Annotated in this window: 24 protein-coding genes; 20 read left to right on the top strand and 4 right to left on the bottom strand. The window is 66.8% G+C overall.

The window, feature by feature from the left end:
* The 14 genes from ribH (at position 1) to serA (ending at position 14,106) form a co-directional block, all read left to right on the top strand.
* A complete protein-coding gene (gene ribH / locus H7841_04010) occupies positions 1-459 on the top strand; it encodes a 6,7-dimethyl-8-ribityllumazine synthase (GenBank protein MEO5336051.1) in 459 nt (152 codons plus the stop codon).
* On the top strand, positions 456-1,007 hold the full coding sequence (nusB, locus tag H7841_04005; protein ID MEO5336050.1) for a transcription antitermination factor NusB: 552 nt from the start codon (positions 456-458) through the stop codon (positions 1,005-1,007). Before ribH ends, nusB begins: the two co-directional genes overlap by 4 nt.
* Positions 970-1,977 (top strand): thiamine-phosphate kinase, encoded by a 1,008-nt coding sequence (gene thiL / locus H7841_04000; protein MEO5336049.1) that lies wholly within the window; start codon positions 970-972, stop codon positions 1,975-1,977. The genes nusB and thiL overlap by 38 nt, the downstream gene beginning before the upstream one ends.
* A 157-nt stretch (positions 1,978-2,134) precedes the next feature.
* Positions 2,135-2,590 (top strand): hypothetical protein, encoded by a 456-nt coding sequence (locus H7841_03995; GenBank protein ID MEO5336048.1) that lies wholly within the window; start codon positions 2,135-2,137, stop codon positions 2,588-2,590.
* Positions 2,591-2,935: 345 nt separating this feature from the next.
* The gene (locus tag H7841_03990) at positions 2,936-5,038 is read left to right on the top strand and encodes a sodium-translocating pyrophosphatase (protein MEO5336047.1); all 2,103 of its coding nucleotides are present in this window, start codon (positions 2,936-2,938) and stop codon (positions 5,036-5,038) included.
* Between the two features lie 75 nt (positions 5,039-5,113).
* Complete coding sequence (locus tag H7841_03985) at positions 5,114-5,863, top strand: PIG-L family deacetylase (GenBank protein ID MEO5336046.1); 750 nt, start codon at positions 5,114-5,116, stop codon at positions 5,861-5,863.
* A 72-nt stretch (positions 5,864-5,935) separates the two neighbouring features.
* The gene (locus H7841_03980) at positions 5,936-6,694 is read left to right on the top strand and encodes a hypothetical protein (protein ID MEO5336045.1); all 759 of its coding nucleotides are present in this window, start codon (positions 5,936-5,938) and stop codon (positions 6,692-6,694) included.
* Complete coding sequence (locus H7841_03975) at positions 6,691-7,977, top strand: hypothetical protein (protein MEO5336044.1); 1,287 nt, start codon at positions 6,691-6,693, stop codon at positions 7,975-7,977. Before H7841_03980 ends, H7841_03975 begins: the two co-directional genes overlap by 4 nt.
* Positions 7,974-8,120, top strand: coding sequence for a hypothetical protein (locus H7841_03970; protein MEO5336043.1), 147 nt, complete (start codon positions 7,974-7,976; stop codon positions 8,118-8,120). The genes H7841_03975 and H7841_03970 overlap by 4 nt, the downstream gene beginning before the upstream one ends.
* A 16-nt stretch (positions 8,121-8,136) precedes the next feature.
* Entirely contained in the window at positions 8,137-8,367 is a 231-nt protein-coding gene (locus H7841_03965) for an acyl carrier protein (protein MEO5336042.1), read from the top strand.
* A complete protein-coding gene (locus H7841_03960) occupies positions 8,367-9,968 on the top strand; it encodes an amino acid adenylation domain-containing protein (GenBank protein MEO5336041.1) in 1,602 nt (533 codons plus the stop codon). The genes H7841_03965 and H7841_03960 overlap by 1 nt, the downstream gene beginning before the upstream one ends.
* Complete coding sequence (locus H7841_03955; GenBank protein ID MEO5336040.1) at positions 9,965-11,191, top strand: hypothetical protein; 1,227 nt, start codon at positions 9,965-9,967, stop codon at positions 11,189-11,191. The genes H7841_03960 and H7841_03955 overlap by 4 nt, the downstream gene beginning before the upstream one ends.
* A 160-nt stretch (positions 11,192-11,351) precedes the next feature.
* Positions 11,352-12,521, top strand: coding sequence for a phosphoserine transaminase (locus H7841_03950; protein MEO5336039.1), 1,170 nt, complete (start codon positions 11,352-11,354; stop codon positions 12,519-12,521).
* A 4-nt stretch (positions 12,522-12,525) separates the two neighbouring features.
* Positions 12,526-14,106: a phosphoglycerate dehydrogenase gene (gene serA, locus H7841_03945; protein MEO5336038.1), complete on the top strand. Its 1,581-nt coding sequence runs from the start codon at positions 12,526-12,528 to the stop codon at positions 14,104-14,106.
* Between the two features lie 70 nt (positions 14,107-14,176).
* Here the strand turns inward: serA and H7841_03940 are convergent, their stop codons facing one another.
* The 3 genes from H7841_03940 to H7841_03930 all read right to left on the bottom strand — a co-directional run bounded on the left by H7841_03940 (position 14,177) and on the right by H7841_03930 (position 17,844).
* Positions 14,177-14,362 (bottom strand): hypothetical protein, encoded by a 186-nt coding sequence (locus tag H7841_03940; protein ID MEO5336037.1) that lies wholly within the window; start codon positions 14,360-14,362, stop codon positions 14,177-14,179.
* A 141-nt stretch (positions 14,363-14,503) separates the two neighbouring features.
* On the bottom strand, positions 14,504-16,627 hold the full coding sequence (locus H7841_03935; protein MEO5336036.1) for a SpoIIE family protein phosphatase: 2,124 nt from the start codon (positions 16,625-16,627) through the stop codon (positions 14,504-14,506).
* Positions 16,624-17,844, bottom strand: a complete 1,221-nt coding sequence (locus tag H7841_03930) for a class I SAM-dependent methyltransferase (protein MEO5336035.1) — start codon at positions 17,842-17,844, stop codon at positions 16,624-16,626. Before H7841_03930 ends, H7841_03935 begins: the two co-directional genes overlap by 4 nt.
* Positions 17,845-17,981: 137 nt before the next feature.
* On the opposite strand from H7841_03930, the gene H7841_03925 reads away from it, so the two are divergent.
* From H7841_03925 to H7841_03915, 3 genes are all read left to right on the top strand, one after another.
* On the top strand, positions 17,982-18,245 hold the full coding sequence (locus tag H7841_03925; GenBank protein MEO5336034.1) for a DUF4258 domain-containing protein: 264 nt from the start codon (positions 17,982-17,984) through the stop codon (positions 18,243-18,245).
* Positions 18,242-18,436 (top strand): DUF2283 domain-containing protein, encoded by a 195-nt coding sequence (locus tag H7841_03920; protein ID MEO5336033.1) that lies wholly within the window; start codon positions 18,242-18,244, stop codon positions 18,434-18,436. The genes H7841_03925 and H7841_03920 overlap by 4 nt, the downstream gene beginning before the upstream one ends.
* Positions 18,437-18,615: 179 nt before the next feature.
* Entirely contained in the window at positions 18,616-19,164 is a 549-nt protein-coding gene (locus H7841_03915) for an RNA methyltransferase (GenBank protein MEO5336032.1), read from the top strand.
* A 61-nt stretch (positions 19,165-19,225) separates the two neighbouring features.
* Here the strand turns inward: H7841_03915 and H7841_03910 are convergent, their stop codons facing one another.
* Positions 19,226-20,131, bottom strand: coding sequence for a hydrogen peroxide-inducible genes activator (locus H7841_03910; GenBank protein ID MEO5336031.1), 906 nt, complete (start codon positions 20,129-20,131; stop codon positions 19,226-19,228).
* Positions 20,132-20,259: 128 nt separating this feature from the next.
* Here H7841_03910 and H7841_03905 point away from each other — a divergent pair, with 128 nt between their 5' ends.
* The 3 genes from H7841_03905 (at position 20,260) to H7841_03895 (ending at position 22,718) form a co-directional block, all read left to right on the top strand.
* Positions 20,260-20,679, top strand: a complete 420-nt coding sequence (locus H7841_03905; protein ID MEO5336030.1) for a rubrerythrin family protein — start codon at positions 20,260-20,262, stop codon at positions 20,677-20,679.
* 91 nt (positions 20,680-20,770) lie between these two features.
* A complete protein-coding gene (locus H7841_03900; GenBank protein MEO5336029.1) occupies positions 20,771-22,111 on the top strand; it encodes a heterodisulfide reductase-related iron-sulfur binding cluster in 1,341 nt (446 codons plus the stop codon).
* A gap of 16 nt (positions 22,112-22,127) precedes the next feature.
* Positions 22,128-22,718, top strand: a complete 591-nt coding sequence (locus H7841_03895) for a DUF3501 family protein (GenBank protein MEO5336028.1) — start codon at positions 22,128-22,130, stop codon at positions 22,716-22,718.
* The last annotated feature ends 3 nt before the right edge of the window (positions 22,719-22,721 follow it).

Raw genomic sequence — 22,721 nt, 5'->3', positions numbered from 1 at the left:
ATGGCGGACCAAGCCCGAGTCCTGATCGTCGAGGCGCGATTCTACGAGGAATACGCCGATCACCTGAAGAAGGGGGCCATCCAGGTCCTGGAAAAGGCGGGCGTGGCCTACGACGTGCTCGACGTACCCGGCGTCTTCGAGATTCCGGCGGCCATCCAGTTCGCCGTCCGCGCCATGAATCACGGCAATAGTCCCCACTACGACGGCTTCGTCGCGCTTGGCTGCGTGATCCGGGGCGAGACCACCCATTACGATTATGTCTGCGTCGAATCGGCCCGTGCCCTGATGAACCTGTCGGTCAGTCCGGGTATCGCGCTGGGCTACGGGATCGTCACCGTGGAGAACGACGAGCAGGCCGAAGCCCGTGCCCGCGTCGACCGCAAGGACAAGGGCGGTGTCGCCGCCCTGGCCTGCCTGCGCATGATGCAGGTCAAGAAGAGCTTCGGGCTCGCCGGATGAACGATCCCGAACGCAAATCGAGCAAGGGCCGCGGCCGTAGCGCCAAGAACACCGGACGGTCGGCGGCGCGCCTGACGGCCGTGCAAGCCCTATACGAGATGGATCTGGCCGGAGCGGGTGCCGATCCGGTACTGCAGGACTTCATGGCCGACCGCTGGCGCAATGCCGGGGCGGAAGACGGCCAGCCGCCCCTGGCGGAGCCGGACGGCGAGCTGCTGGCCTTGCTGGTGCGGGGCGTGGCCGGCCGGCAGGCCGATCTGGACGCCATGATCGACGGCGCCCTGGCCGGCGGCCTGACCATCGAACGGCTGCAGGCGGTCATGCGGGCCATCCTGCGGGCGGGCGCCTTCGAACTGCTGGCGCGGCCCGAGACGCCGGCCAAGGTGGTGTTGGCCGATTACCTGGACGTGGCCAAGGCCTTTTTCCTGGGGACGGAATCATCGCTGGTCAACGGGGTGCTGGACCGCTTGGCGCGGACCCTGCGCCCCACCGAGATGGAGGGTGCCGGCCATGGAGCAAACGCCGAAAAGCCGACGGACGGCGGGTGAGTTCGACCTGATCGCCCAGGTCTTCGCTCCTCTGGCGGCGGGGGAACCCGGCGCGTTGGGGTTGCTGGACGATGCGGCCCTGCTGGATTTGCCGAGCGGTCGGCGGCTGGTGGTCACCACCGATACCATGGTCGAGGGCGTTCATTTTGCCGCCGGGACGGCCCCCGAGGATGTGGCGGCCAAGCTCTTGCGGGTCAACCTTTCGGACTTGGCGGCCATGGGTGCCGAGCCGCGCGCCTATACCCTGAACACCGCTTGGCCCGCCGATCTGGACGAGGCCTGGATCCGCCGCTTTGGCGCCGGCCTGGCGGCGGACCAGAAGCGCTATTCCATCCGCCTGCTGGGCGGCGATACGGTGCGGACGCCCGGGCCGCTCGTCCTGACCGTCACGGCCTTGGGTCTGGTGGGCCGAGGAGAGGAACTCCGCCGTTCCGGCGCTCGGCCGGGCGACGACGTCTGGGTATCCGGGACCATCGGCGACGGGTTTCTAGGGTTGATGGCGGCGGAGGGACGACTCTCCTTCCTGGACGCGGCGATGGCCCGCCGACTGGTCGACCGGCTGGAACGGCCGACGCCCCGCCTGGCGCTGGGACGCCTTCTGGCGGTGCAGGGACTGGCCACCGCGGCCGCCGATGTCTCGGACGGCCTACTGGCCGATCTGGGGCATATCTGCAGGTCGTCGGAGGTGGCGGCGGAAGTCGATCGGGAACGCCTGCCCCTGTCCGCGCCGGCCCAGGCCGTTCTGGAACTGCGGCCCGATCTGCGGACGGCCCTGGCGACGGGTGGCGACGACTACGAACTGGTCTTCGCCGCCCGGCCGGAGGCGGCGGAAGGCATCGCGGCAGCCGGGACGGAACTGGACCTGCTCCTTACCCGGATCGGAACCATCCGGGAAGGGACAGGAGTCCGCCTGCTGGACGCGGAAGGATGCGACATCACGCCCGACAAGCCGGGGTTCAGACACTTCTAGATGCCGTCCAAGGCGGCTTTATTTCGACGGGACGCTTCGCTTCCCGGCTCCCCGAGTTGGGAACCCTCGCCGGCTTGTGCGAACCCGATGAGGTTTGCGCTTTTCCACGCCCTTGCGCCGCCTATAATGGCGCGGGTTCGGGAGGAAGAAGTCGGCCATGAAAAAACTTATCATCGCTTTCGCGCTGATGGTGATGCTCGCCGGCGGCGCGGTAAGCATCCTCAAGTGGATGGGGCTCGGCCCCTTCGCCCAGATCGAGAAACCCGACACCCCGGCCCCGGTCAAGGAGGAAAAGCAGCTCTTCGTCGAGGCCGATCCGCTGGCCATTCCCGTCTTCCAGGAGGAACGGGCCGCCGCGACCATCCATATCCAACTCAAGATCGAGACCGTCGGCCAGGAAAACTACAATACCCTATACAAGGCAAAGGCCAAGCTGCGTAGCGCCTACCTTACGGAACTCCACGCCTTCATCCCCCGCATGCTGAAGAAGACCGAACGCATCGACGTGGGCATCCTCAAGGTCCGCCTGATGATGGTGACCGACCGGGTCATGGGGGCCGGCGTGGCCAGCGATATCCTGATCCAGTCGGTGACCGACATTCCGAACCGTTAGCAATTGCGAAATAAATAAAGCAACGAAATAGCGGTTCGATCCGTCGGGGTAACAATAGACGTTCTAAAGAGGCCGATGGCATGCGTACCCCTTCCCGCCCTGGCCTTTCAGGCGCGCCATTTCCATCGGCCCATGCGAATTGTTCGGGGACAGAAGCATCGGGTGCGCCGCACGCATCCCGTTCCGTAGTGCAGCACGTCTGTTCGGTTGCTTTGTGGCGCGGTTTCTGGCACCTTCCTTCCGTTTTCTTGGGGGCAGGGGAAAGGTGTCCTCGTCTACCGCAAGCCATCCCGGGGGGTTTCCGGTCCCTGCTGACGACATTCCAACCTTGAAAAGGTTCCTCGAATGCTGACAACCGTGAACATCGTGATCCTCGCCTGCGGTGCCCTGGCCTTGGCCTACGGCGCTTGGGCGATTCGGGTCGTTCTCTCGGCTCCGGCCGGCAGCGACCGCATGCAGGAGATCGCCGCAGCGGTCCAGGAAGGCGCCCGCGCCTACCTGAACCGCCAGTATACAACCATCGCCATGGTCGGCGTCGTGATCGGAGTGATCCTGGGCTGGCGCCTGGGTATCCCGGTTGCCATCGGCTATGCCATCGGCGCCATCTTCTCCGGCCTGGCAGGCTACATCGGCATGAACGTGTCGGTGCGCGCCAACGTGCGGACGGCGGAAGCCGCCCGGACCCAGGGCCTGGAGGGCGGCCTCGCCGTCTCCTTCACGTCCGGGGCCATCACCGGCATGCTGGTGGTCGGTCTCGCCCTGCTGGGCGTCGCCGGCTACTACATGGTGCTGAAGGGCATCTACAACACGGAGACGCCGGAAGGCATGCGCCATGTGCTGGAGGCCCTGGTGGCCCTCGGCTTCGGTGCCTCCCTGATCTCCATCTTCGCCCGTCTTGGCGGCGGCATCTTCACCAAGGGCGCGGATGTGGGCGCCGATCTGGTGGGCAAGGTCGAAGCCGGCATTCCGGAAGATGACCCACGCAACCCGGCCGTGATCGCCGACAACGTGGGCGACAACGTCGGAGATTGCGCCGGCATGGCCGCCGACCTGTTCGAGACCTACGCCGTGACCACGGTGGGCACCATGCTGCTGGGCGCCATCTTCTTCACCGGTTCTGCGGTGGAAACCATGATGATCTACCCGCTGATGATCGGCGCGGTCTGCATCGTCGCCTCGGTGGCCGCCACCTTCTTCGTCAAGCTGGGCCCCAGCCGCAAGATCATGGGGGCACTCTACAAGGGCCTCATCGCCTCGGCGGTGATTTCCGCCTTCCTGGTGGCAGGTGTGACTTCCTGGCTGCTGGGCTTCGACAAGGCCTTCGAGATGGCCGGCCGCGCCGTCACCGGCACGCAGCTCTTTGCCTGCGCGCTGATCGGCTTGGCGGTGACCGGGCTGATCGTCCGCATCACCGAGTACTACACCGGCACCGAACACCGTCCGGTCAAGAGCATCGCGCTCGCCTCGACCACCGGCCACGGTACCAACGTGATCCAGGGGTTGGCGGTCTCCATGGAGTCCACCGCCCTGCCGGTGATCGTGATCTGCGGCGGCATCATCTTCAGCTACATGGCGGCCGGCCTTTACGGCATCGCCATCGCCGCGACCACCATGCTGGCCCTGGCCGGCATGGTCGTGGCGTTGGACGCCTACGGTCCGGTGACCGATAACGCGGGCGGCATCGCCGAGATGGCCGACCTGCCCAAGGACGTCCGCGTGGTGACCGACGCGCTCGACGCGGTCGGCAACACCACCAAGGCCGTGACCAAGGGCTACGCCATCGGCTCGGCCGGATTGGCCGCGCTGGTGCTGTTCGCCGCCTACACCGAGGACCTGACCCACTACTTCCCGAACCTGAAGGTCGCTTTCGAGCTTCAGGACCCTTACGTGGTGGTCGGCCTGTTCATCGGTGGCCTGCTTCCCTTCCTGTTCGGTTCCATGGGCATGATGGCCGTGGGCCGCGCCGCCGGATCGGTGGTGATCGAAGTGCGACGGCAGTTCAAGGAGATCGCTGGCATCATGGAAGGCACCGCCAAGCCCGAATACGGTACCTGCGTCGACATGCTGACCAAGGCGGCGATCCGCGAGATGATCGTGCCTTCGATGCTGCCGGTGCTGGCGCCGGTGGTGATGTACTTCGTGATCTACGGCATCTCCGGTACCCAGGAAGCCGCCTTCGCGGCGGTGGGCGCCATGCTGCTGGGGACCATCGTGACCGGCCTGTTCGTGGCCATCTCGATGACCTCGGGCGGCGGCGCCTGGGACAACGCCAAGAAGTTCATCGAGGAAGGCAACTACGGCGGTAAGGGTTCGGACGCCCACAAGGCGGCCGTGACCGGCGACACCGTCGGCGATCCGTACAAGGATACGGCGGGTCCGGCCGTCAACCCGATGATCAAGATCATCAACATCGTGGCCATCCTGCTGTTGGCCATGCTGGCGGGTTGACCCGATCGAAGGTCTGGAATTGCGCCCCGGAAGCACCCGCTTCCGGGGCCTTTTCTTTTTGCCCGAGGAACGACCATGGACGAAAGCATCTTCCGGCATCGACGCTTCCTGGTCGCGGCCCCCCATCCCGACGACGCGGCCTTCGCTTGCGGCGGGATGCTGGGGGAAGCCGTTCGGCGAGGACGGGCGATCGCCATCGCCACCTTCTGCACCCGCACCTTCTACGTCGACGGCCAACGGAACGGCGACCTGGACGGACCCACGGCCCTGCGGCGGCGGGAGGAGGAGTCCTATGCGGCCCTGCTGGGGCCTGCCTGTGGGCTGCACTATTTCGACTATCTTGACGCCATCGTGCGCCGCGGCACCCTGGAAGCGGTCTTCGACCCTGCCCGCGGCGGGCCCGAGGATGCCGTCCTGGCACAAGCGGTGGCCGGACACCTGAAGGAATTGGCGGGCGAGGCGGGCACTGCCCTGCTGCTTCCGGTGGGCCTGGGGCGCCACGCCGACCATTGGGCGGTTCGCGACGGCGGACTGGGGCTGGGGCCCGGCATCGCCGAGGCGGTCTACCTGTGGGAGGACCTTCCCTATGCCATCGACTACGCTCCGGAGGATATCCCCCGCTTCGTCGCCGAAGTGGCCGCGCGTTACCGGTTGCGGGCGGAGGCGGTGGAAGTCGCCTACCCGGACATGGAGACCGTCAAGCAAAGGGGCATGGACTGCTACCGGTCCCAGGACGGCGACGGGAGCGTCAGCGCACTCACCCTGAAATGCGGCCGCCGCTTGCGGCCGGACGGAGGCGCGGAAAGGTTCTGGCATCTTCTTTAGGCCTTCGTTGGCTTTCCGCGCCACAGCTTGCTAGAGTAAGATCCTCTCTCGCCTTCCGGAGTCCCCCGTCGCATGTCTTTCGAACCGGTGGATTGGCATACCATCCACAGCCGCCCACTCATTTCGGTGCCGGACTGCTGGAAAGGCTGCGGCGGATTCTGCTGTTCCAACAGTCATCCGGATTTCCGCTTCCGCCTGCTGCCCAACGGCGGGCAGGGGACCATCGTGGTTTATCTGGACGACGAATACGCCTGGCTGAAGGCCAACGGCCACAGGATCTGCGGCGAGGACGAGGGCAAGGAGATCCAGCCCATGATCTTCGACTTCGGCGGGCCGAGGCCGATCATGCTCCGCCACGTTCCCTGCCGCCATCTCGGGCGTTGCAACGAGCTGTTCACCAAGCCCCTGTTGTGCCGCACCTATCCGTTCGTGCCGGTGATCGGCGTCGACGGCGCCATCGAGGAGGTCGTCCCGGCCGCCATCCTGGACGCGACCTTCGAGTTGAAGGAGGGCCTGTCGCTCTGTCCACTGAACGACGCGCCGGGGCCGACGCTGATCCGCGAAGCCCTGGCCGGCGACGACGCCCTGGCCCAGGCGCTACGCCATCCGTTGATCGTCCTCCATACCCAGGGCATCAAGGCCTTCTGGGACTCCTACCGGGAAAAGCTGCTGGCATGGGATGGTTTCGGAAATCTCTCGGGCCAAGCTTTCTGGCAGGCCTGGGAACTGGCCTACCTGGGACGGCGTCTGGTCGACCGAGACAAGGTGGCGGCCCATTTGCGGCATGTCCATGGGGCCCTGGTGGCCCGGCACGGCGACTACCTCGGATGAGGGCGCGCTGGGCCTCCTTTCTTCTGGGTATGGCCTTGCCTCTGGTCGTCCTGCTGGCTTGGGCGCCCCCTTGGCGTATCGAACGGGACGGCTGGGACAACTATTACCTCGATACCTATCCCTGGAACTTTCGTTCCCAGCCCAAGCACCTGATCGTCGGCACCGGCTGCTGGACCTGGACCACGGAAGCCTACATGGTTTCCGGCCGTCACGAGACCCGCAACAGCCAGAAGGCCACCCTGCATGCCGCCCTGAACGCCATCCTGGACGAGAAGGGTGGGGGAGAGGAGCGCTTCTACGGTTTCGGCCGGCCCGACGTGGACTTCGAACGCCATCTGATCTCGGTCTACCAGGCGGTCCGCCAGGGCGACGTGCGCAGCCTGATCTACATCAACAATCCCGGCTCCCTGCAAACCTTCACCCGTCCGTCCGATACCCTGGCGGCCCTGCCGGTATTGGCGGCTATCGAGGCCGAATATCCGCGGCTGGCCGAGGAGGCGAAGACCTTCCGCGCGGCGCTTCTCGCGTCCCAGGGCCATGCCCAGGCGGTGGTGCCGTCGGCCACGGACCGCCTGTCCGCCTGGGCAGACGGGGTGGCCCGCCGTTGGCAGGGCCTGCGCGACAGCGTCGCCTTCACCGTCTGGCCGATGCAGCGGGCGCACCACGAAGCGCGGACGCTGTTCGAACAGGTCCGGGCCAACTACGACAATCCCGCCGCCTGCCAGGCCCGCAATCGAACCCCGATGCCCGCCGGGCAGTACTGGATCGGCGCCGGCGGCGAGGCCACTTGGCAGGCGTGGCTGCGCCTCGCGGCCGGCTTGGCGGCGGAACACGGGGTACGCTTCGTCTATTACGTGCCGCCTCACCTCAACCTCTCCGAGGCGCGCTACGCGGCCGAGTTTCGGCCCCGGTTCGTCGAGCGCATCAAGGCGGTGCTGGCCGCCTTCCCCAACGCGGCTGTCGTCGACCATGCGATGGGCCACGGTTTGTCGGCCTGCGATCAGGTCTACGATGCGGAGAAGCACTTCGCCAGCGGCTATCTGTTCAACTTCGGCGGCAAGCTGAAGCAAGCCCGGATTCTGCTGGCCGACTTGGCGGAGCGGCGTATTGTGGCGGGGCCTGCATCGCGCTTTCTGCCGCCGGCTCGCTGGGAGGCGGCCCTGCCCTCCCTGCCCATGCCGGTGGCGATGTTGTCCGAGGCGGAATCGGAGGCGGTGCGGGAACAACTCATCAGCCAGGCGGAATGGCGGCTATCCCTGCCGGCGACGGGGAGAACGCCATGAAAGCCTGGCTCGGCCACCGTCCGCGGCTGCTTCATTTCCTGACCGGTCTCGGGGTGGCGGTGGCGCTGTTCCTGCTGACGGCCGAGCACCGTCGCGACAAGACGGCGGGTGGTGGCACGGCATCCTATTATTCGCGGTTCTAAAGGGGAGGGAATACCGATGGCGATCAGCGAATCCGACCTGCTGGCCTTTCTAGGCCAACAGTTGCGGCGCAAGGAGATCGGTGTCGATGCGGCCATGGGCAAGACGCCCGGCTGGGATTCCATGGCCCAGGTCGATCTGATCCTGGCGCTCGAACTGCGCTTCGGCGTCCAGGTGCCGCCCGACATGTTCGGCCAGTTGACCGACGTCCCGGCCTTGCTGGGCTTCCTTCGGGAGGGCGTGGCGTGATGGTCCGCCCGTCTCTCCTGCACGAGGCGGTCGAGGCCTGGGCGGCTGCGACGCCGGACGCCCCGGCGGTGGACGAGTACGGTTCCGTCTGGAGCTACCGCGAACTGCGCGACCGCATGCGCCGCCTGGGGGCTTTGCTGCGCGAACTGGGGGTAGGGCGCAACGACCGGGTCGCCGTCCTGATGGACAACGGCGCCCAGGCCTATGCCGGGCTGCTGGGAACCCTGGCGGCGGATGCCTGCTTCGTGCCCCTCAGTCCCGCCTTTCCGGCCTTCCGCTTGGCCGATATCGTGGGGCAGGCAGGGCCGGTGGCGGTGGTCACCCTTGGCGAGCACCTGCCGCTGCTCGCCGACGTGCTGGGCCATGCGGCGGTCGAGGCCTCGCCCATGGTGGTGGTCCTCGATGTCGCCGGACGTCCGGACGCGGGGCCGGCCATCCCGGCTTCGCACCTGTTCGGGGCCGACGACCTGGAAGCCGCCCCCCACGCCCGCCTGGTGCCGCAAAACCGAGAGGAGGACCTCGCCTATATCCTCTTCACCTCGGGAACCACCGGCAGGCCGAAAGGCGTCATGCTGTCGCACCGGGCGGTAATGTCGGTGCTGCGCTGGAGCGTCGATCTGTGGCGGCTGGCGCCCGGCGACCGCTTCGCCAACCATTCGCGCCTGACCTTCGACGTTGCCATGTTCGACATCTTCGCCGGCTTCCTGGCCGGCGGAACCGTCTGCCCGATCCTGGGGGGCAAGGATCTGACCTTCCCGGGCGACTTCATCCGCAGCCAGAGGATTTCTGTCTGGTGCTCCGTTCCCGGCACCATCGGCATGATGATAAAGTCGCGCCAGTTGGCCGCCGGCCCCTTTCCCGATCTGCGGGTCGCCCTGTTCATCGGCGAGGCCCTGCCCGCCGAATGGGCGTTGGAATGGCGGCGCCTGCAACCCGGCGTGCCCATCTGGAACACCTATGGGCCTACCGAGGCTGCGATCTTCTGCACCGCCTTCCTGGTCGACGCCGACGGTCCGGTCGAGGCCGGCCGGCCCGTTCCCATCGGCCGGGCGAGTACCGATTGCGAACTGTTCGTCCTGCGGGCCGATACCGACGAATTGGCGGCCCCCGGCGAGGTGGGCCGGTTGATGATCGCCGGCAGCCAACTCGCTCACGGCTATTGGCGGGCTCCGGATATCACGGCGCGGGCCTTCCGGCCCAATCCCTTCAAGCGCGATCTGGGGACCGTGATGTACGACACCGGCGACTTGGCGACGGTCGATGCGGCGGGCATCCTGACCTGGGTCGGGCGTGGCGACAGCCAGGTGAAGGTGCGTGGCTACCGGGTGGAACTGGGCGAGATCGAGGCGGTGCTGCGTTCCGCCCCCGAGGTCCACGACGCCGTCGTGGTCCTGGGGTCGTCGGGCACGGAACTGCTGGCCGGCGTGGTGCCCGAACATGGTCACGAGGGCGTGGCGGCCGAGGCGTTGCAGGCCTTTCTGGGCCACCAGCTGCCGGCCTACATGATTCCGGCCCGCTTCGGCTTCCTGGCCGACTTCCCGCGCAACGACAACGGCAAGGTGGACCGCCGCAAACTGCGCGACCGGATCGAGCAGGAATGACCAACTTCGCCACCAGCCTGGTCTTCTTCGCCGAGGTTCTGGCGGCGGCGACACTCTTCCGCCTCGCCGTGCCACGCCTGCCGGCGGCCGTCCGGCCCGCGTTGCTGATCGGTTCGAGCCTTCTGTTCCTCGGCCAGTTGGAGGCCCACCCGGCCTTCCTGCTGGCCACCGCCGCCTATGCGGCCGTGGCCGCCGGGGCCGCCGCGGCCATCGGGCGCGTTCCCCGTCTCAAGGCGGACGCCCTCGCCGTCTCCGGTGCGATCCTGTTGGCGGTGTTCGTGCTCCTGCTGGTCAAGTACCGCTATTATTCCTCGCTGCTGCTGGGCGGGATGGCTGCCCTGCCGGGCCTATCGGGCTTCGAATGGCTGGGCCTGTCTTACATGACCTTTCGCGCCATCGACCTGACGGTGCAGGCTAAACGAGGACGGGAGGCGCCGAGCCCGCTCGCGGCGGCCGCCTTCCTGCTGTTCTTCCCCGCCTACCTGGCGGGGCCGATCAACCGGTTCCAGGACTTCGTCCGCGACTTGGGCGGCCCGCTTCCCGTCCTCGGAGCCGACGATTACCGGGACATCGCGTTGCGCCTGGCCGGGGGCGTCGTCAAGGTGCTGCTGCTGGCCGAGGTCTTCCGCGCCAATTCCCTGATCGGGGTGGGATCGACCGAGGGCATGGGACCGGCGGCGATCCTGGCCGGGCTCTATTGCCAGTTCGCCTACATCTATTTCGACTTCTCGGGCTATTCGGACGTGGCCATCGCCGTGGCCCGCCTGTTCGGCATTCGTCTGCCGGAGAACTTCAACTTTCCCTTCCTGTCGCGCAATCTGCAGGACTTCTGGAACCGTTGGCACATCACCTTCGCCCAATGGTGCCGGGACTACATCTACTTCGTCCTGCTGCGCTGGTTCCGGCTGAAGGCTCGCTGGCTGTCGGACGTGGGAGCCAACTTGGCGGCCATCTTCGTCACCTTCTTCTTCATGGGGGCTTGGCACGGCGACGGGCTCAACTGGCTGCTCTATGGGCTCTACCACGGTGCCGGCATGTCGGCGCTGGTGGTGGGGCGGCGGGCGGTGCCGCCGGAACTGTCCGACCGTCTGTCCGCGAGTTCCGCCTTCCGGGCCTTGTCCGTCGCCACCACGGTGACCTTCGTTTCGCTTGGTCTATTGCTTACCCATAACCTGCCCTTCGCCCGCGAGGCGGCCGGCCAGCTTCTGGGGCTGGGGCGGTAGCCCGATGCGGGGCGGAATACAGACTTGGAAAGCGTGAGTCTCCCGTTTTTTCGCACCGCAAAAAATCCTCGTTGACGACGTGAAATCGGTTCCCTATAAGCGTCGGCGGGCCACGGTCCCCCAACGGACCGCGACCCATCTGTAAGGATGGGAGTACATCATGACGAATATCGCTCGGCCGGCGGCGAAGCCGGCAAATCCCAATTTCTCCTCCGGCCCCTGCTCGAAGCGTCCCGGCTGGACGCTGGAAGCCCTCAAGGACGCCCTCGTCGGGCGTTCCCATCGCGCCAAGCCCGGCAAGGCCCGGCTCCAGGCGGTGATCGAAAAATCGCGCAGCCTGCTCGGCATTCCCGCCGACTACAAGATCGGCATCGTCCCGGCCTCCGACACCGGCGCCGTGGAAATGGCGCTCTGGTCCCTGCTGGGGCCTCGTCCGGTGGACGTGTTGGCCTGGGAAAGCTTCGGCGAAGGCTGGGCGACCGACATCGTCAAGCAGCTCAAGCTGAAAGACACCCGGGTTCTCAAGGCCGCCTACGGTCAACTGCCCGATCTGACCCTGGCGGATTTCGCCCACGACGTGGTCTTCACCTGGAACGGCACGACTTCGGGCGTCAAGGTTCCCAACGGCGACTGGATCGCCGCGAACCGCGAAGGTCTGACCATCTGCGACGCGACTTCCGCCGTCTTCGCCATGGATATGGCCTGGGACAAGCTGGATGTGGTCACCTGGTCCTGGCAGAAGGTCATGGGCGGCGAGGCCGCGCATGGGATGCTGGTACTAAGCCCCCGCGCCGTCGCCCGCCTGGAAAGCCACACGCCCGCTTGGCCGATGCCGAAGATCTTCCGCATGACCAAGGGCGGCAAGCTGATCGAGGGCATCTTCCAGGGCGAGACCATCAACACACCGTCCATGATCGCGGTCGAGGACGCTCTCGACGGCCTGAAGTGGGGCGAGGAGATCGGGGGCCTCAAGGCCCTGATCGCCCGCAGCGAGAAGAACCTGGCGGCCATCGAGGCCTGGGAGGCCAAGTCCGACTGGGCCGCCTTCCTGGCCGCCGACAAGGCCATCCGGTCCAACACTTCGGTCTGCCTTAAGGTCAAGGACCCCTGGTTCGCCACCCTGGATGCCGAGGCCCAGGCCAAGGGTTTCAAGCGCATCGTCGCCCTGCTGGACGGCGAGAAGGCGGGCTACGACGTCGGTGCCTACCGCGATGCTCCGGCGGGGCTGCGCCTCTGGGCCGGCGCCACGGTGGAAACCGCCGACCTGGAAGCCCTGTTCCCCTGGCTCGACTGGGCCTATGCGACCATGAAGACCGAAGCGAAGGGTTGACACCATGCCGAAGGTTCTGATTTCCGACAAGATGAGCCCCCAGGCCGCCGATATCTTCCGGTCGCGCGGCATCGAAGTGGACGTGAAGCCGGGCATGACCCCGGATGAGTTGAAGGCCTGCATCGGCCAATACGACGGCCTGGCCATCCGCTCCGAGACCAAGGTGAAAGCGGACATCATCGCCGCCGCTCCCCGCTTGAAAGTGGTCGGCCGTGCCGGCATAGGTGTCGACAACGTCGATATTCCGGCCGCCACCGCCAAGGGCATCGTGGTGATGAACACGCCGTTCGGCAATTCCATCACCACCGCCGAACATACCATCGCCATGATGATGGCGACGGCCCGCGACATCCACGCGGCCAACGCCTCGACTCATGCCGGTAAGTGGGAGAAATCCCGCTTCATGGGCGTGGAACTGATGGACAAGACCCTGGGCGTCATCGGCTGCGGCAACATCGGCGCCGCGGTGGCCGAGCGGGCCCAGGGCCTGAAGATGCGCGTGCTGGGCTACGACCCGTTCCTGTCGCCGGAGCGGGCCGAGGCGCTGGGCATCGAGAAGGTGGAACTGGAAGACCTGTTCAAGCGGGCCGACTTCATCACCTTGCACACGCCGCTGACCGATTCCACCCGCAACATCATCAACGCCGAATCCATGGCGAAGATGAAGAAGGGCGTGCGCATCATCAACTGCGCCCGCGGCGGCCTGGTGGTCGAAGCCGATCTCAAGGCGGCCATCGAGTCCGGCCATGTGGCGGGCGCGGCGCTGGACGTGTTCGAGGTCGAGCCGGCCAAGCAGAACAACCTGTTCGGCATGGACAAGGTGGTCTGCACCCCGCACCTGGGCGCCTCCACCACGGAAGCGCAGGAAAAGGTGGCCTTGCAGGTCGCCGAGCAGATGGCCGACTACCTTCTGACCGGCGCGGTGACCAACGCGGTCAACATGCCGTCCGTCAGTGCCAAGGATGCCCCGCTGCTCAAGCCCTACATGAAGCTCTGCGAGCAGATGGGCTCGTTTGCCGGCCAATTGGCGGAAGACCCGATCACCGGCCTGACCGTCGAATACGAAGGCCACGTGGCGGAATTGAACACCAACCCTCTGACCTCCCTGGTGCTGACCGGCCTGCTGGCGCCGCAGCTCGAATCGGTCAACATGGTGAGCGCGCCGGCCTTCGCCAAGGAGCGCAACATCAAGGTGACCGCCTCCAAGCGCGAGAGCTGCGAGGCCTACCAGTCGCTCATCACCTTGAAGGTGGAGACCGCCAAGGGGACCACCACGGTCGCCGGGACCCTGTTCGGGGCGGCCGGGCGTCCGCGCCTGGTCGAAATGGATGGCATCGCCATGGACGCCGAACTGGGCAGCAACGTGCTGTTCATCCACAACCTGGACAAGCCGGGCTTCATCGGGGCCCTGGGTACCATCCTGGGCGACGCCGGCATCAACATCGCCACCTTCCACCTGGGCCGCAACCAGGCCGGCGGCAATGCCATCGCCCTGGTCTCCGTGGACCAAGCCCCGACCGGGGGCGTGGTGGAAAAGATCCGCTCCCTGCCGCACGTGGTACGGGTCAAGGCGCTGCGGTTCTAGGAACCCGGAACCATACGGACAAAGGAAAAGGGCCGCGCAAGCGGTCCTTTTTTCTTTTCCGCACTTCCGATCAATACTGGATGTAGTGCGTCGCGCTGGCGTCGGGCTGGATGTTGACCAGGATGGCCAGGGCCAGCATGTCGAGGAGCATCTCCCGTTCCATGATGGGGATGGCGAGCCAATCCTCTTGTGTCGGGTCGCCTGGCCGCGAGACGGCCGGAGCGGCAAGGCGACATTCTTTCCCGATGGAACCCATTTGGTCCTCCCATTCCTTCTGGAACGAGCCGCAGCCTAGCCGGAAACGCATTAAGAAATCCTGAACGGGAACCGGTTGCCCTCATCTCCGGGATGTCGGCCCGGGACGGCCCTCACGATGAACTTGGGGCCTCTCCCGGCCCTACCGGATCTTCACCACCACCAGGGTGGCGTCGTCGCGGATGGGGGTGCCGGTGGCGAAGGCGATGGCCTTGCGCTTGACCGCGGTGAGGATATCGGAGGCGCTGCCTTGGGCGTGGCCCTTGACGGTGTCCTGCAGGCGGGTGCGGCCGAACATGGCACCTTCACCGTTGCGCAACTCGGTCACGCCATCGGTGGCCATGACCAGGATCGAACCCGTGGCCAAGTCGTCGGTCACGCTGTCGGCGAAGCGCCAGCCGCCGTCGATTCCGAGCGGCAGATCCTCGCCCGCCAACTCGGAAAACTCGCCCCCGTCGGGGTTGAAGACAAGGATGGGCTCATGGCCGGCGTTGGCCCAGGCGAGGCGGCGCGAGCCGGCTTCCAGCAGCAGGATGGCGAGGGTCATGAAGCGGCCGGCCAGGGCGTCCTGGGCCAACTGCAGATTGACCCCGTCCAGCAGGTCGGCAAGCCCCGTGGCCCGGTCGGCGCGGGCGCGGATCAGGCCACGCGCCGTTGCCATCAAGAGCGCGGCGGGGACGCCGTGCCCGGTGACGTCGCCTACCGCCACCCCCAGGCGGTTACCGGGCAGATGGATGAAGTCGAAGTAATCGCCTCCGGTTTCGTCGCAGGACAAGCTGGCGCCCGCCAAGTCGAATCCGGCGAAGTCTGGCGGTGCGGCGGGCAGCAGGTTGTTCTGCACTTCGCTGGCCAGGGCCAGGGACTGGCTGAGCCGGACCTGATCCTTGAGCCGCGGCACCATGGCGTTGAAGGTTTCCGCCAGCCGGCCCAGTTCGTCGCGCGACCCGACATCGGCATGGACATCCAGGTCCCCGGCAGCCAAGCGGCGGGCGGCCTCGTCGAGGCGACGCACCGGCAGGGTCACGGCCCGCGCTCCGGCGACGGCGAGCACCAAGGCGATACCCGTCATGACCAGCGCGAAAAGCGTGGTCACGATGGCTTGGCGACGTGCCGTCTCCCAAACGGCGGCCTCGGCCACGGCCGCCTGCTGGGCGATTTCCCGGACCGGCAGCAGGATCAGCAGCGCCGTATCGAAATCGTCCACCGGCGCATAGGCCCAAAGAGTGTCGGCACCCGCCAAGGGTAACTGGCGCACCCCGGCCCTGCCGGCCGCCAGATCGGCGCGCACCCCGGCCAGCGTCTTGCCGTCCGGGCTTTCCAGCCATTCGGTGGCCGGCAGGCTTTGCCAGTCCCGGTCGATGTCGGACCGCCGCACCATGATCCGGATGCCCTCGCCGCCCTTGTCGCGCTCCGCCAGATCGACCAACAGGAACTCGGCCCCGTCGGGCAGGCCGGTTCGGTCCTTGATGCCGTCCAGCAGGCCCAAGGCATCGAGGCCGATGCCGGTCACGCCGGCAATGGTCCCGTCACGCCGCATCACGGGGACCGAGACGGTGACCGCGAGGCGTCGGCTGGAAGCGTCGAAGACCGGCCGGTTCCAGGTCAGGCTGCCACTCTCGCGGGCCCCTCGGAACCAGGGCCTTTCGCGAGGATCGTAGCCGACTGGGTAATCGCCGTGGCCCGGATAACCCACATGCACACCCGAATCGAGGGTGACGAATTGGCGGTAGAATAACCCCTCGCGTCCGTGAGCCAGGCCACGGAAGGCGGGCTGCAGAGTGGACAGACGGGCGAGGTCCTCGGACACCGCCTCGGGTTCGATACCAGGGGCCAGGAGGAAGACGGGCACCTCGTAGCTGACTTCCTGGGCAACCAGCTTGCCGTCCGGCCCCAGGATGCGGTGCAGGGGGGAGGGCTTGATGCCGGACGGGCGCCGGCCCTCGCGGTTCTCGAAGGCGGTCGGGTAGAGGATTTCACCGCGGAATTCGACGGGTGGCGGCGGGCGATCCAGGCGGGCAGCCGCTTCGCGGGCTTGCAGCAGCAGGGCGAATTCCACCAGTTCCTTCTGATGGCGCAGGATGGCGGCCCCTGAATCGATGGCATGGCGGACCTGGGCGGTGAGATTCGCCTCCAGGGTGCGGCCGGAACGTTCCGCCAAGTCCCGCCCCAGGTCGCGTAGCGCCCACAGGTCGTGCAGCACCACCAGTCCCAGGGGCAGCAGAGCGATGGGCAGCAGCACCAGCAGGAACTTGCGGCGTAGCGTCATGGTCGGAAGCTCAGGTAGAGCTTCGACAGGCCGTTGAAGGCCCGGTAGAGCGGTGTCCAGGCTTGGATGAAGGTGGCCTCGTCCAGGCCCAGGTCGGTTTGGATGTCGGCAAGGCGCCGCCCTTCCATGCGTGCCACCATGGCCCCAGCCAAGTTGGGCAGGGGAAAGCGGAAGCCTATGCCGTCGACGTTGGCCGTCAGGCTGCCGCCCGGCCGGAAGGCCCTGGCCCAGGCGGCCCCGTCCAGGTCGCGTAGCACCGGCACCGCCGCCAGGTCGTAAGGATCAGCCACGGCGGTACGGCCCGGCCGGGCCAGATAGAAGACGTGCTTGCGCAGGTTGCCGGCCAGCAGTTCGGCGAAGGCGGCCCGTTCCAGATACGGCAGGGCCGCGGTGCGCTCCAACAGGCGGGCGTCGCTCAGGTAGGCGGCGGGATCGTAGCGGGCGGGTTCGACGAAGGCCGCCACCTCCAGGCCGGCCGATCGGGCGAGCGCGGCGATCTCCGGCACCCGGTAGGCGCGGTCGCGCCGATGCAACAGCAGGTCGTAGAGCCCGGCGTCGGTGCCGTCCAGATGGTCGCCGACGAAGGGATTGCGCTTCAGCCAGTGGGTGGGCGGCAACTGGGCCAGCAGCTTCCTTGCCAGCGCAAGGCGATCAGGCCCCGGCGCGGCGCCGTCGTCGATAAGGCCCAGCATACCTTGGACATGGTAGACCCCGATGCGGCCCAACTCGCCGTAAAGCATCATGCCGATACCGCCCTCGGGGGCCAGAACCGCTTCCAAGGCCTTCAGGCCGGCCGCCGGGTCTTCCAGGTGGTGCAGCACGCCGCAGCAGTCGATGTAGTCGAAGGGCCCGAGCCCCGAGCCCGGCAGATCGAGGATGGACAGCGATTCGAAGCGGATGTCGGTCAGGCCGCGCGCCTTGGCGCGGGCCTCGGCAATGGCGCGGGACGCGGACGACAGGTCGGTGTAGACCACCTGGGCGGGGCCGCCCGCGTCGGCCAACTGCTGGGCGAGCATGATCGTCCCATCCCCGGTCCCTCCCCCTGCGACCAGGGCGCGGAAGGGCTTGGCGGTGTCGCGCCGGCCACCGAACAGGTAATGGTTCGCCTCGGCCAGGTAGCTGGGCGAGCCGGTGACGAGCCGCTTGGCCTCGTCCCTGGGATCGCGGGCGGGATAGGGATAGGCCTCGTACTGGACGCGGACGGGATCGTCGCTCATGATCCCCCAAGGTTACGGCCCGGGGGCCACAAGGCAAGGGAAACCACGCAGGTGCGCGGCTATTCTCGGAATCGGGGGTGGGAATCGACGGCGTGTTCGAGGTCGGGTGAGGCCCTGCCTAGGCTTTTGGTGTCGCCATGAACGACGATCTCGCGAACGCCATCCTGACCGACCACGCCAGGACCGAAATGGCCCGTCGCCAGGTTACCGAGGCGGCGGTTCGCGAAATCCTGAAGCATCCGCAGGAAAGTTCGCGCGTGCGCCCCGGCCGGGTAGTGGTACAATCGGTCCTCGCGGACGGATATCTCTTGCGGGTGTTTGTCGACATCGACCGATCGCCGCCCGAGGTGGTGACCGTTTACCGGACCAGCAGGATCGCCAAATATTCGAGGCTGCCATGAATGTGACCTACGACCCCCGGACCGATACCTTAAGCGTCGTCTTCAAGGAGGGCCCGGTCGCCGAGTCCGACGAGGACAAGCCGGGCGTCATCCTCGACTACGACGCCGACGGCAGCCTGATGGGCCTTGAAATCCTAGACGCCTCCCGCCACGTCACCGACCTCAAGGGCATCCAGTTCCGGGTGGCGTGAACATCGAGGCAAAAGTCTCTTCGGGTAAGCCGAGGGCCGGCGATCCCGCCCTCGGTCCCACTGTCCTGCTGCACCGGAAGTTCAGGACATCGATAAGGCGGATCGTTTCCTTGTTCCACCGCTTCCTGTCGGGCGGTTTCCCGAATACCATGCTTCCTTGGGCACAGGAAGAAGACGGAATGCGCGGCTATTTCGGAATCGGCATCGAAGGCATCAGCAAGTCGCAGAACGCGGGCGCCCTGTTCCGGACCGCCAACGCCTTCGGCGCCAGCTTCGTCTTCACGGTGGCGGCGGCCTATGAAAAGGCAGCCGGGAATCTGGCCGATACCTCCAAGGTGGCCGGACAGGTGCCCTTCTACGCCTTTCCCAGTTTGGAGGCGATGGTGCTGCCCCAGGGCTGCGAACTGGTGGGCATCGAATTGACGCCCGACGCCGTCGAACTGCCCAGCTTCACCCATCCGCGCGCCGCCGCCTACGTGCTGGGCCGGGAACGGGGCTCGCTGACGCCCGGCATGCTGGCCCGCTGCAGCCACGTGGTGAAGATCCCCACCCGCTTCTGCATCAACCTGGGCCTGGCCGGGGCCGTCGTCATGTACGACCGCCTGACCGTCATGGGACGATTCCACCCGCGCCCGTTGGTGGCCGGCGGACCGCCGGAATCCTTTGGTCCGCTGGTCGAGCGCTTCCGAGGCCTGCCGCCCGCGCCGGGCCATCCCGGCGAGGAATAGGGGACCCTGCCGAAACATTTTCAGTCGCCCTGCCCCATGGCGGAGGCGGGCGTTGCCACGGTCAGAGGTCCTGGAGGATTTCCTTCAGGGCCCCGCCGAGCATCTGGAACTCCTTGCGCCGCCCCGACGTCCGGCGCCAAGCCAGGCCGATCTTGCGCGGCGCGGCGGTCTCGGCCAGCGGCCGGACCTCCACCGAACTGGCCTCGACCAGATGGGACCGTGTCGCCATGCCGGGCACCAGGGTGATGCCCATGCCGCCTGCCACCATCTCCAGCAGCGTATGCAGGCTGGTACCCTGGAACCGCCCGCGCGCGGCGCCGCGTTCCAGGCCACAGGCCGAAAGGGCGTGGTCGCGGAGGCAGTGGCCGTCCTCCAGCAGCAACAGCTCGGCGGGCGGAATCTCGTCCGGAGAAATGTTCTTGCGCCGGGCAAGGGGGTGGCCTTGGGGACAGGCCAGCCAGAAAGGATCGTCGGCCACCATCATGGTTTCCGCCTGCGGCGTATCGTAGGGGAAGGCCAGGATCAGCAGGTCCAGGTCGCCGGCCGCCAACTGGTCGAGCAGGCGCGCCGTCTGGTCCTCGCGCAGATAGGGCCGCAGGGCGGGAAAGCGGCGCCTGAGTTCCGGAAGCACGCGGGGCAGCAGGTAGGGCCCGATGGTGGGAATGACCCCGAGGCGCAGGCCGCCGGTCAGGGGTTCCGCACCCGCCCGCGCCGCCTCGACCAAACCTTCCGCTTCTTGCAAGGTGCGGCGGGCCCGTTCCGCCACCTCCAGGCCGATGGGAGTCGGGACCACGCGGCGCTTGGTGCGTTCCACCAGACGGACGCCCAGCAACCCCTCCAGTTCCTGAAGTCCGGCCGACAGGGTCGACTGGGTCACCAGGCAAGCTTCGGCGGCGCGGCCGAAGTGACGGGCTTCCAGCAATTCCACCAGATAGCGGAGCTGGCGCAGGGTGGGCAGATTAATCATCGATCGCCTCGATTTATAATTATCAAATAACTCGTTTGAACGATTTTCGTCAAGAGGATAGCCTAATCTTCATCGGGGCGGCCCCCGCAGGGCGCGCTCCCTCCATACCAAGTCTAAGGGAGAGAACCATGGCACAGCTCAAGGGATCCAAGACCGAGGAGAACCTCAAGGCCGCCTTCGCCGGCGAGTCCCAGGCCAACCGTCGCTACCTCTATTTCGCCCAGAAGGCGGACGTGGAAGGCTACAACGACGCCGCCGCGGTGTTCCGTTCGACCGCCGAAGGCGAGACCGGCCATGCCCATGGCCACCTCGAATTCCTCGAGGTGGTAGGCGATCCGGCCACGGGGCTGCCGATCGGCAACACCTCGAACAACCTCAAGGCCTCGATCGCCGGCGAAACCCACGAGTACACCGACATGTACCCGGGTATGGCCAAGACCGCCCGCGACGAAGGCTTTGACGAGATCGCCGACTGGTTCGAGACTCTCGCGAAGGCCGAGAAGTCCCATGCCGGCCGCTTCCAGCGGGCGCTGGGCGAACTCGGCTGATTCCGGGACGGAGGGCGGGCGGGGAGCCGCGCTTCCCGCCGCCTCCCACCCTTCCATTCCACTCGATTCCGCGACAAGGGGGAGAGAAACCATGCGCGAAGGTAGCCTTGAGGCGCCCGTCCGCCACTGGATCAACTGGCAGGACCCGGACTTCACCGATCCCGTCAAGTTGGACGCCGAGATCCGGCGGGCGTTCGACATCTGCCACGGCTGCCGTCGCTGCTTCAACCTCTGCGACAGCTTTCCGCGCCTGTTCGACTTGGTCGATGGTGCGCCGACCGGCGAATTGGATAGCGTCGATAGCAAGGATTTCAAGCCGGTCGTCGATGCCTGCACCCTTTGCGACCTGTGCTTCATGACCAAGTGCCCCTACGTGCCGCCACACCAGTTCGATCTGGACTTCCCGCACCTGATGCTGCGCTACCGCGCCGCCCAGGCGAAGCGGGGCGAGGTCGGCCTAGCGCACCGCCAGCTCACCGAGACCGACCGCAACGGCCGCCTCAACTGCGGCGCCCTGTCGGGGGTGGTGAACTGGGCCTCGGCGCGCGGCAACGCGCTGACCCGGCCCTTGATGGAGGCGGTGGCGGGGGTGGACCGCAAGGCCGATCTGCCGGCCTTCGCATCGCGCACATTCGTCGACCGCGCGGCGGCGGAACCGGCGGAAGTCAACCGCGAGGCCCCGGCTTTCGGGCGCAAGGCGGTGATCTACGCCACCTGCTTCGCCAACTACAACGAGCCGGGCATCGGCATGGCGGCCCGCGCCGTCCTGGCCAAGAATGGCGTCGAGACCAAGGTGGTCTACCCCGAATGCTGCGGCATGCCGCAGTTGGAAACGGGCGATATCGGCCGTGTCGCCGCCAAGGCGCGCCATATCGCAGCCGAATTGGGCAAGTGGATCGACGAAGGCTGGGACGTCATCGCCCTGGTGCCGTCCTGCGCCCTGATGCTCAAGTTCGAATGGCCCCTGATCGTGCCTGACGACGCGGCGGTGAAGAAGCTGGCCCAGGCCACCTTCGACATTCCCGAATACGTGATGGCCATTGCCCGCAAGGAAGGGCTGGCGCCGGGCCTGAAGCCCCTGGACGGCGCGGTGACGGTTCATATCGCCTGCCATGCCCGCGCCCAGAACCTGGGCCGCAAGGCGGAAGAAGTCCTCAAGCTGATCCCCGAGGTCGAGGTGGCGGTGATCGAGCGCTGTTCCGGCCACGGCGGCGCCTGGGGCATCATGAAGGGGAACTTCGACACGGCCCTGAAGATTGGCAAGCCGGTCGCCAAGCAGGCCGCCGAGAAAGGCGATGCCTACCTGGTTTCCGAATGTCCCTTGGCGCGATCGCATATCGTGCAGGGCATCGAAGCCCAGGGCGGCGACACCAGCCGTCTCAAGTCGCTGAAGCACCCCATCCAGGTATTGGCCGAAGCCTACGGTTTGTGAGGAGGAGACCATGTCCATGCACCGCAAGCGCGAAATCACCGGCGCCGACATCATGCCCATCGACGACTACGGCCGCGTCCGCAAGGACCGCAGGGCGGAAATGATCGCCCGCAAGAAGAACCGCCGCATGGCGGTGGGCCCCAACGCCACCTTCCACTTCGAGTGCTTCGACACCATGCTCTATCAAGTCCACGAGATGCTGTGGACGGAAAAGGGCGGCGACGAGCAGTTGAAGGACGAACTGGCGGCCTACAATCCCCTCGTCCCCAAGGGCGACGAACTGGTCGCTACTTTCATGTTGGAATACGAGGACCCGGTGCGCCGTGCCCAGATCCTGATGACCCTGGGCGGCATCGAGGAGACCGTCGCCCTCGAATTCGCCGGTAGCCGGGTCGCCGCCGACTGGGAAAAGGAGGTGGAACGGACCACCGAGGACGGCAAGACGTCGTCCATCCACTTCCTGCACTTCCGCTTCACGCCCGAGCAGCGGGCGACCTTCAAGGCGGCGGGGACGCGGGTGGTGGTAGCCATCGGCCATCCCAACTACGCCCATATGGCGGTGATGCCGGAATCCGTGCGGGCGGAACTGGCCGGCGACCTGGATTGAAAG

It is taken from the genome of Magnetospirillum sp. WYHS-4 (assembly GCA_039908345.1).
Taxonomy (GTDB): Bacteria; Pseudomonadota; Alphaproteobacteria; order Rhodospirillales; family GLO-3; genus JAMOBD01.
Note: the sequence above shows the minus strand (reverse complement) of the source record. Positions and strands in the feature narration are given on the sequence as shown.

Bases quoted from the DNA above. Each gene is read 5' to 3' on its own strand.
- serA (MEO5336038.1), top strand. From the start codon at position 12,526: ATGCCGAAGGTTCTGATTTCCGACAAGATGAGCCCCCAGGCCGCCGAT.
- H7841_03900 (MEO5336029.1), top strand. From the start codon at position 20,771: ATGCGCGAAGGTAGCCTTGAGGCGCCCGTCCGCCACTGGATCAACTGG.
- H7841_03985 (MEO5336046.1), top strand. From the start codon at position 5,114: ATGGACGAAAGCATCTTCCGGCATCGACGCTTCCTGGTCGCGGCCCCC.
- H7841_03910 (MEO5336031.1), bottom strand. From the start codon at position 20,131: ATGATTAATCTGCCCACCCTGCGCCAGCTCCGCTATCTGGTGGAATTG.
- H7841_03955 (MEO5336040.1), top strand. From the start codon at position 9,965: ATGACCAACTTCGCCACCAGCCTGGTCTTCTTCGCCGAGGTTCTGGCG.
- H7841_03965 (MEO5336042.1), top strand. From the start codon at position 8,137: ATGGCGATCAGCGAATCCGACCTGCTGGCCTTTCTAGGCCAACAGTTG.
- H7841_03940 (MEO5336037.1), bottom strand. From the start codon at position 14,362: ATGGGTTCCATCGGGAAAGAATGTCGCCTTGCCGCTCCGGCCGTCTCG.
- H7841_03930 (MEO5336035.1), bottom strand. From the start codon at position 17,844: ATGAGCGACGATCCCGTCCGCGTCCAGTACGAGGCCTATCCCTATCCC.
- H7841_03970 (MEO5336043.1), top strand. From the start codon at position 7,974: ATGAAAGCCTGGCTCGGCCACCGTCCGCGGCTGCTTCATTTCCTGACC.
- nusB (MEO5336050.1), top strand. From the start codon at position 456: ATGAACGATCCCGAACGCAAATCGAGCAAGGGCCGCGGCCGTAGCGCC.
- H7841_03925 (MEO5336034.1), top strand. From the start codon at position 17,982: ATGAACGACGATCTCGCGAACGCCATCCTGACCGACCACGCCAGGACC.
- H7841_03950 (MEO5336039.1), top strand. From the start codon at position 11,352: ATGACGAATATCGCTCGGCCGGCGGCGAAGCCGGCAAATCCCAATTTC.
- H7841_03915 (MEO5336032.1), top strand. From the start codon at position 18,616: ATGCGCGGCTATTTCGGAATCGGCATCGAAGGCATCAGCAAGTCGCAG.
- H7841_03935 (MEO5336036.1), bottom strand. From the start codon at position 16,627: ATGACGCTACGCCGCAAGTTCCTGCTGGTGCTGCTGCCCATCGCTCTG.
- H7841_03960 (MEO5336041.1), top strand. From the start codon at position 8,367: ATGGTCCGCCCGTCTCTCCTGCACGAGGCGGTCGAGGCCTGGGCGGCT.
- H7841_03920 (MEO5336033.1), top strand. From the start codon at position 18,242: ATGAATGTGACCTACGACCCCCGGACCGATACCTTAAGCGTCGTCTTC.
- H7841_03975 (MEO5336044.1), top strand. From the start codon at position 6,691: ATGAGGGCGCGCTGGGCCTCCTTTCTTCTGGGTATGGCCTTGCCTCTG.
- ribH (MEO5336051.1), top strand. From the start codon at position 1: ATGGCGGACCAAGCCCGAGTCCTGATCGTCGAGGCGCGATTCTACGAG.
- H7841_03895 (MEO5336028.1), top strand. From the start codon at position 22,128: ATGCACCGCAAGCGCGAAATCACCGGCGCCGACATCATGCCCATCGAC.
- thiL (MEO5336049.1), top strand. From the start codon at position 970: ATGGAGCAAACGCCGAAAAGCCGACGGACGGCGGGTGAGTTCGACCTG.
- H7841_03995 (MEO5336048.1), top strand. From the start codon at position 2,135: ATGAAAAAACTTATCATCGCTTTCGCGCTGATGGTGATGCTCGCCGGC.
- H7841_03980 (MEO5336045.1), top strand. From the start codon at position 5,936: ATGTCTTTCGAACCGGTGGATTGGCATACCATCCACAGCCGCCCACTC.
- H7841_03905 (MEO5336030.1), top strand. From the start codon at position 20,260: ATGGCACAGCTCAAGGGATCCAAGACCGAGGAGAACCTCAAGGCCGCC.
- H7841_03990 (MEO5336047.1), top strand. From the start codon at position 2,936: ATGCTGACAACCGTGAACATCGTGATCCTCGCCTGCGGTGCCCTGGCC.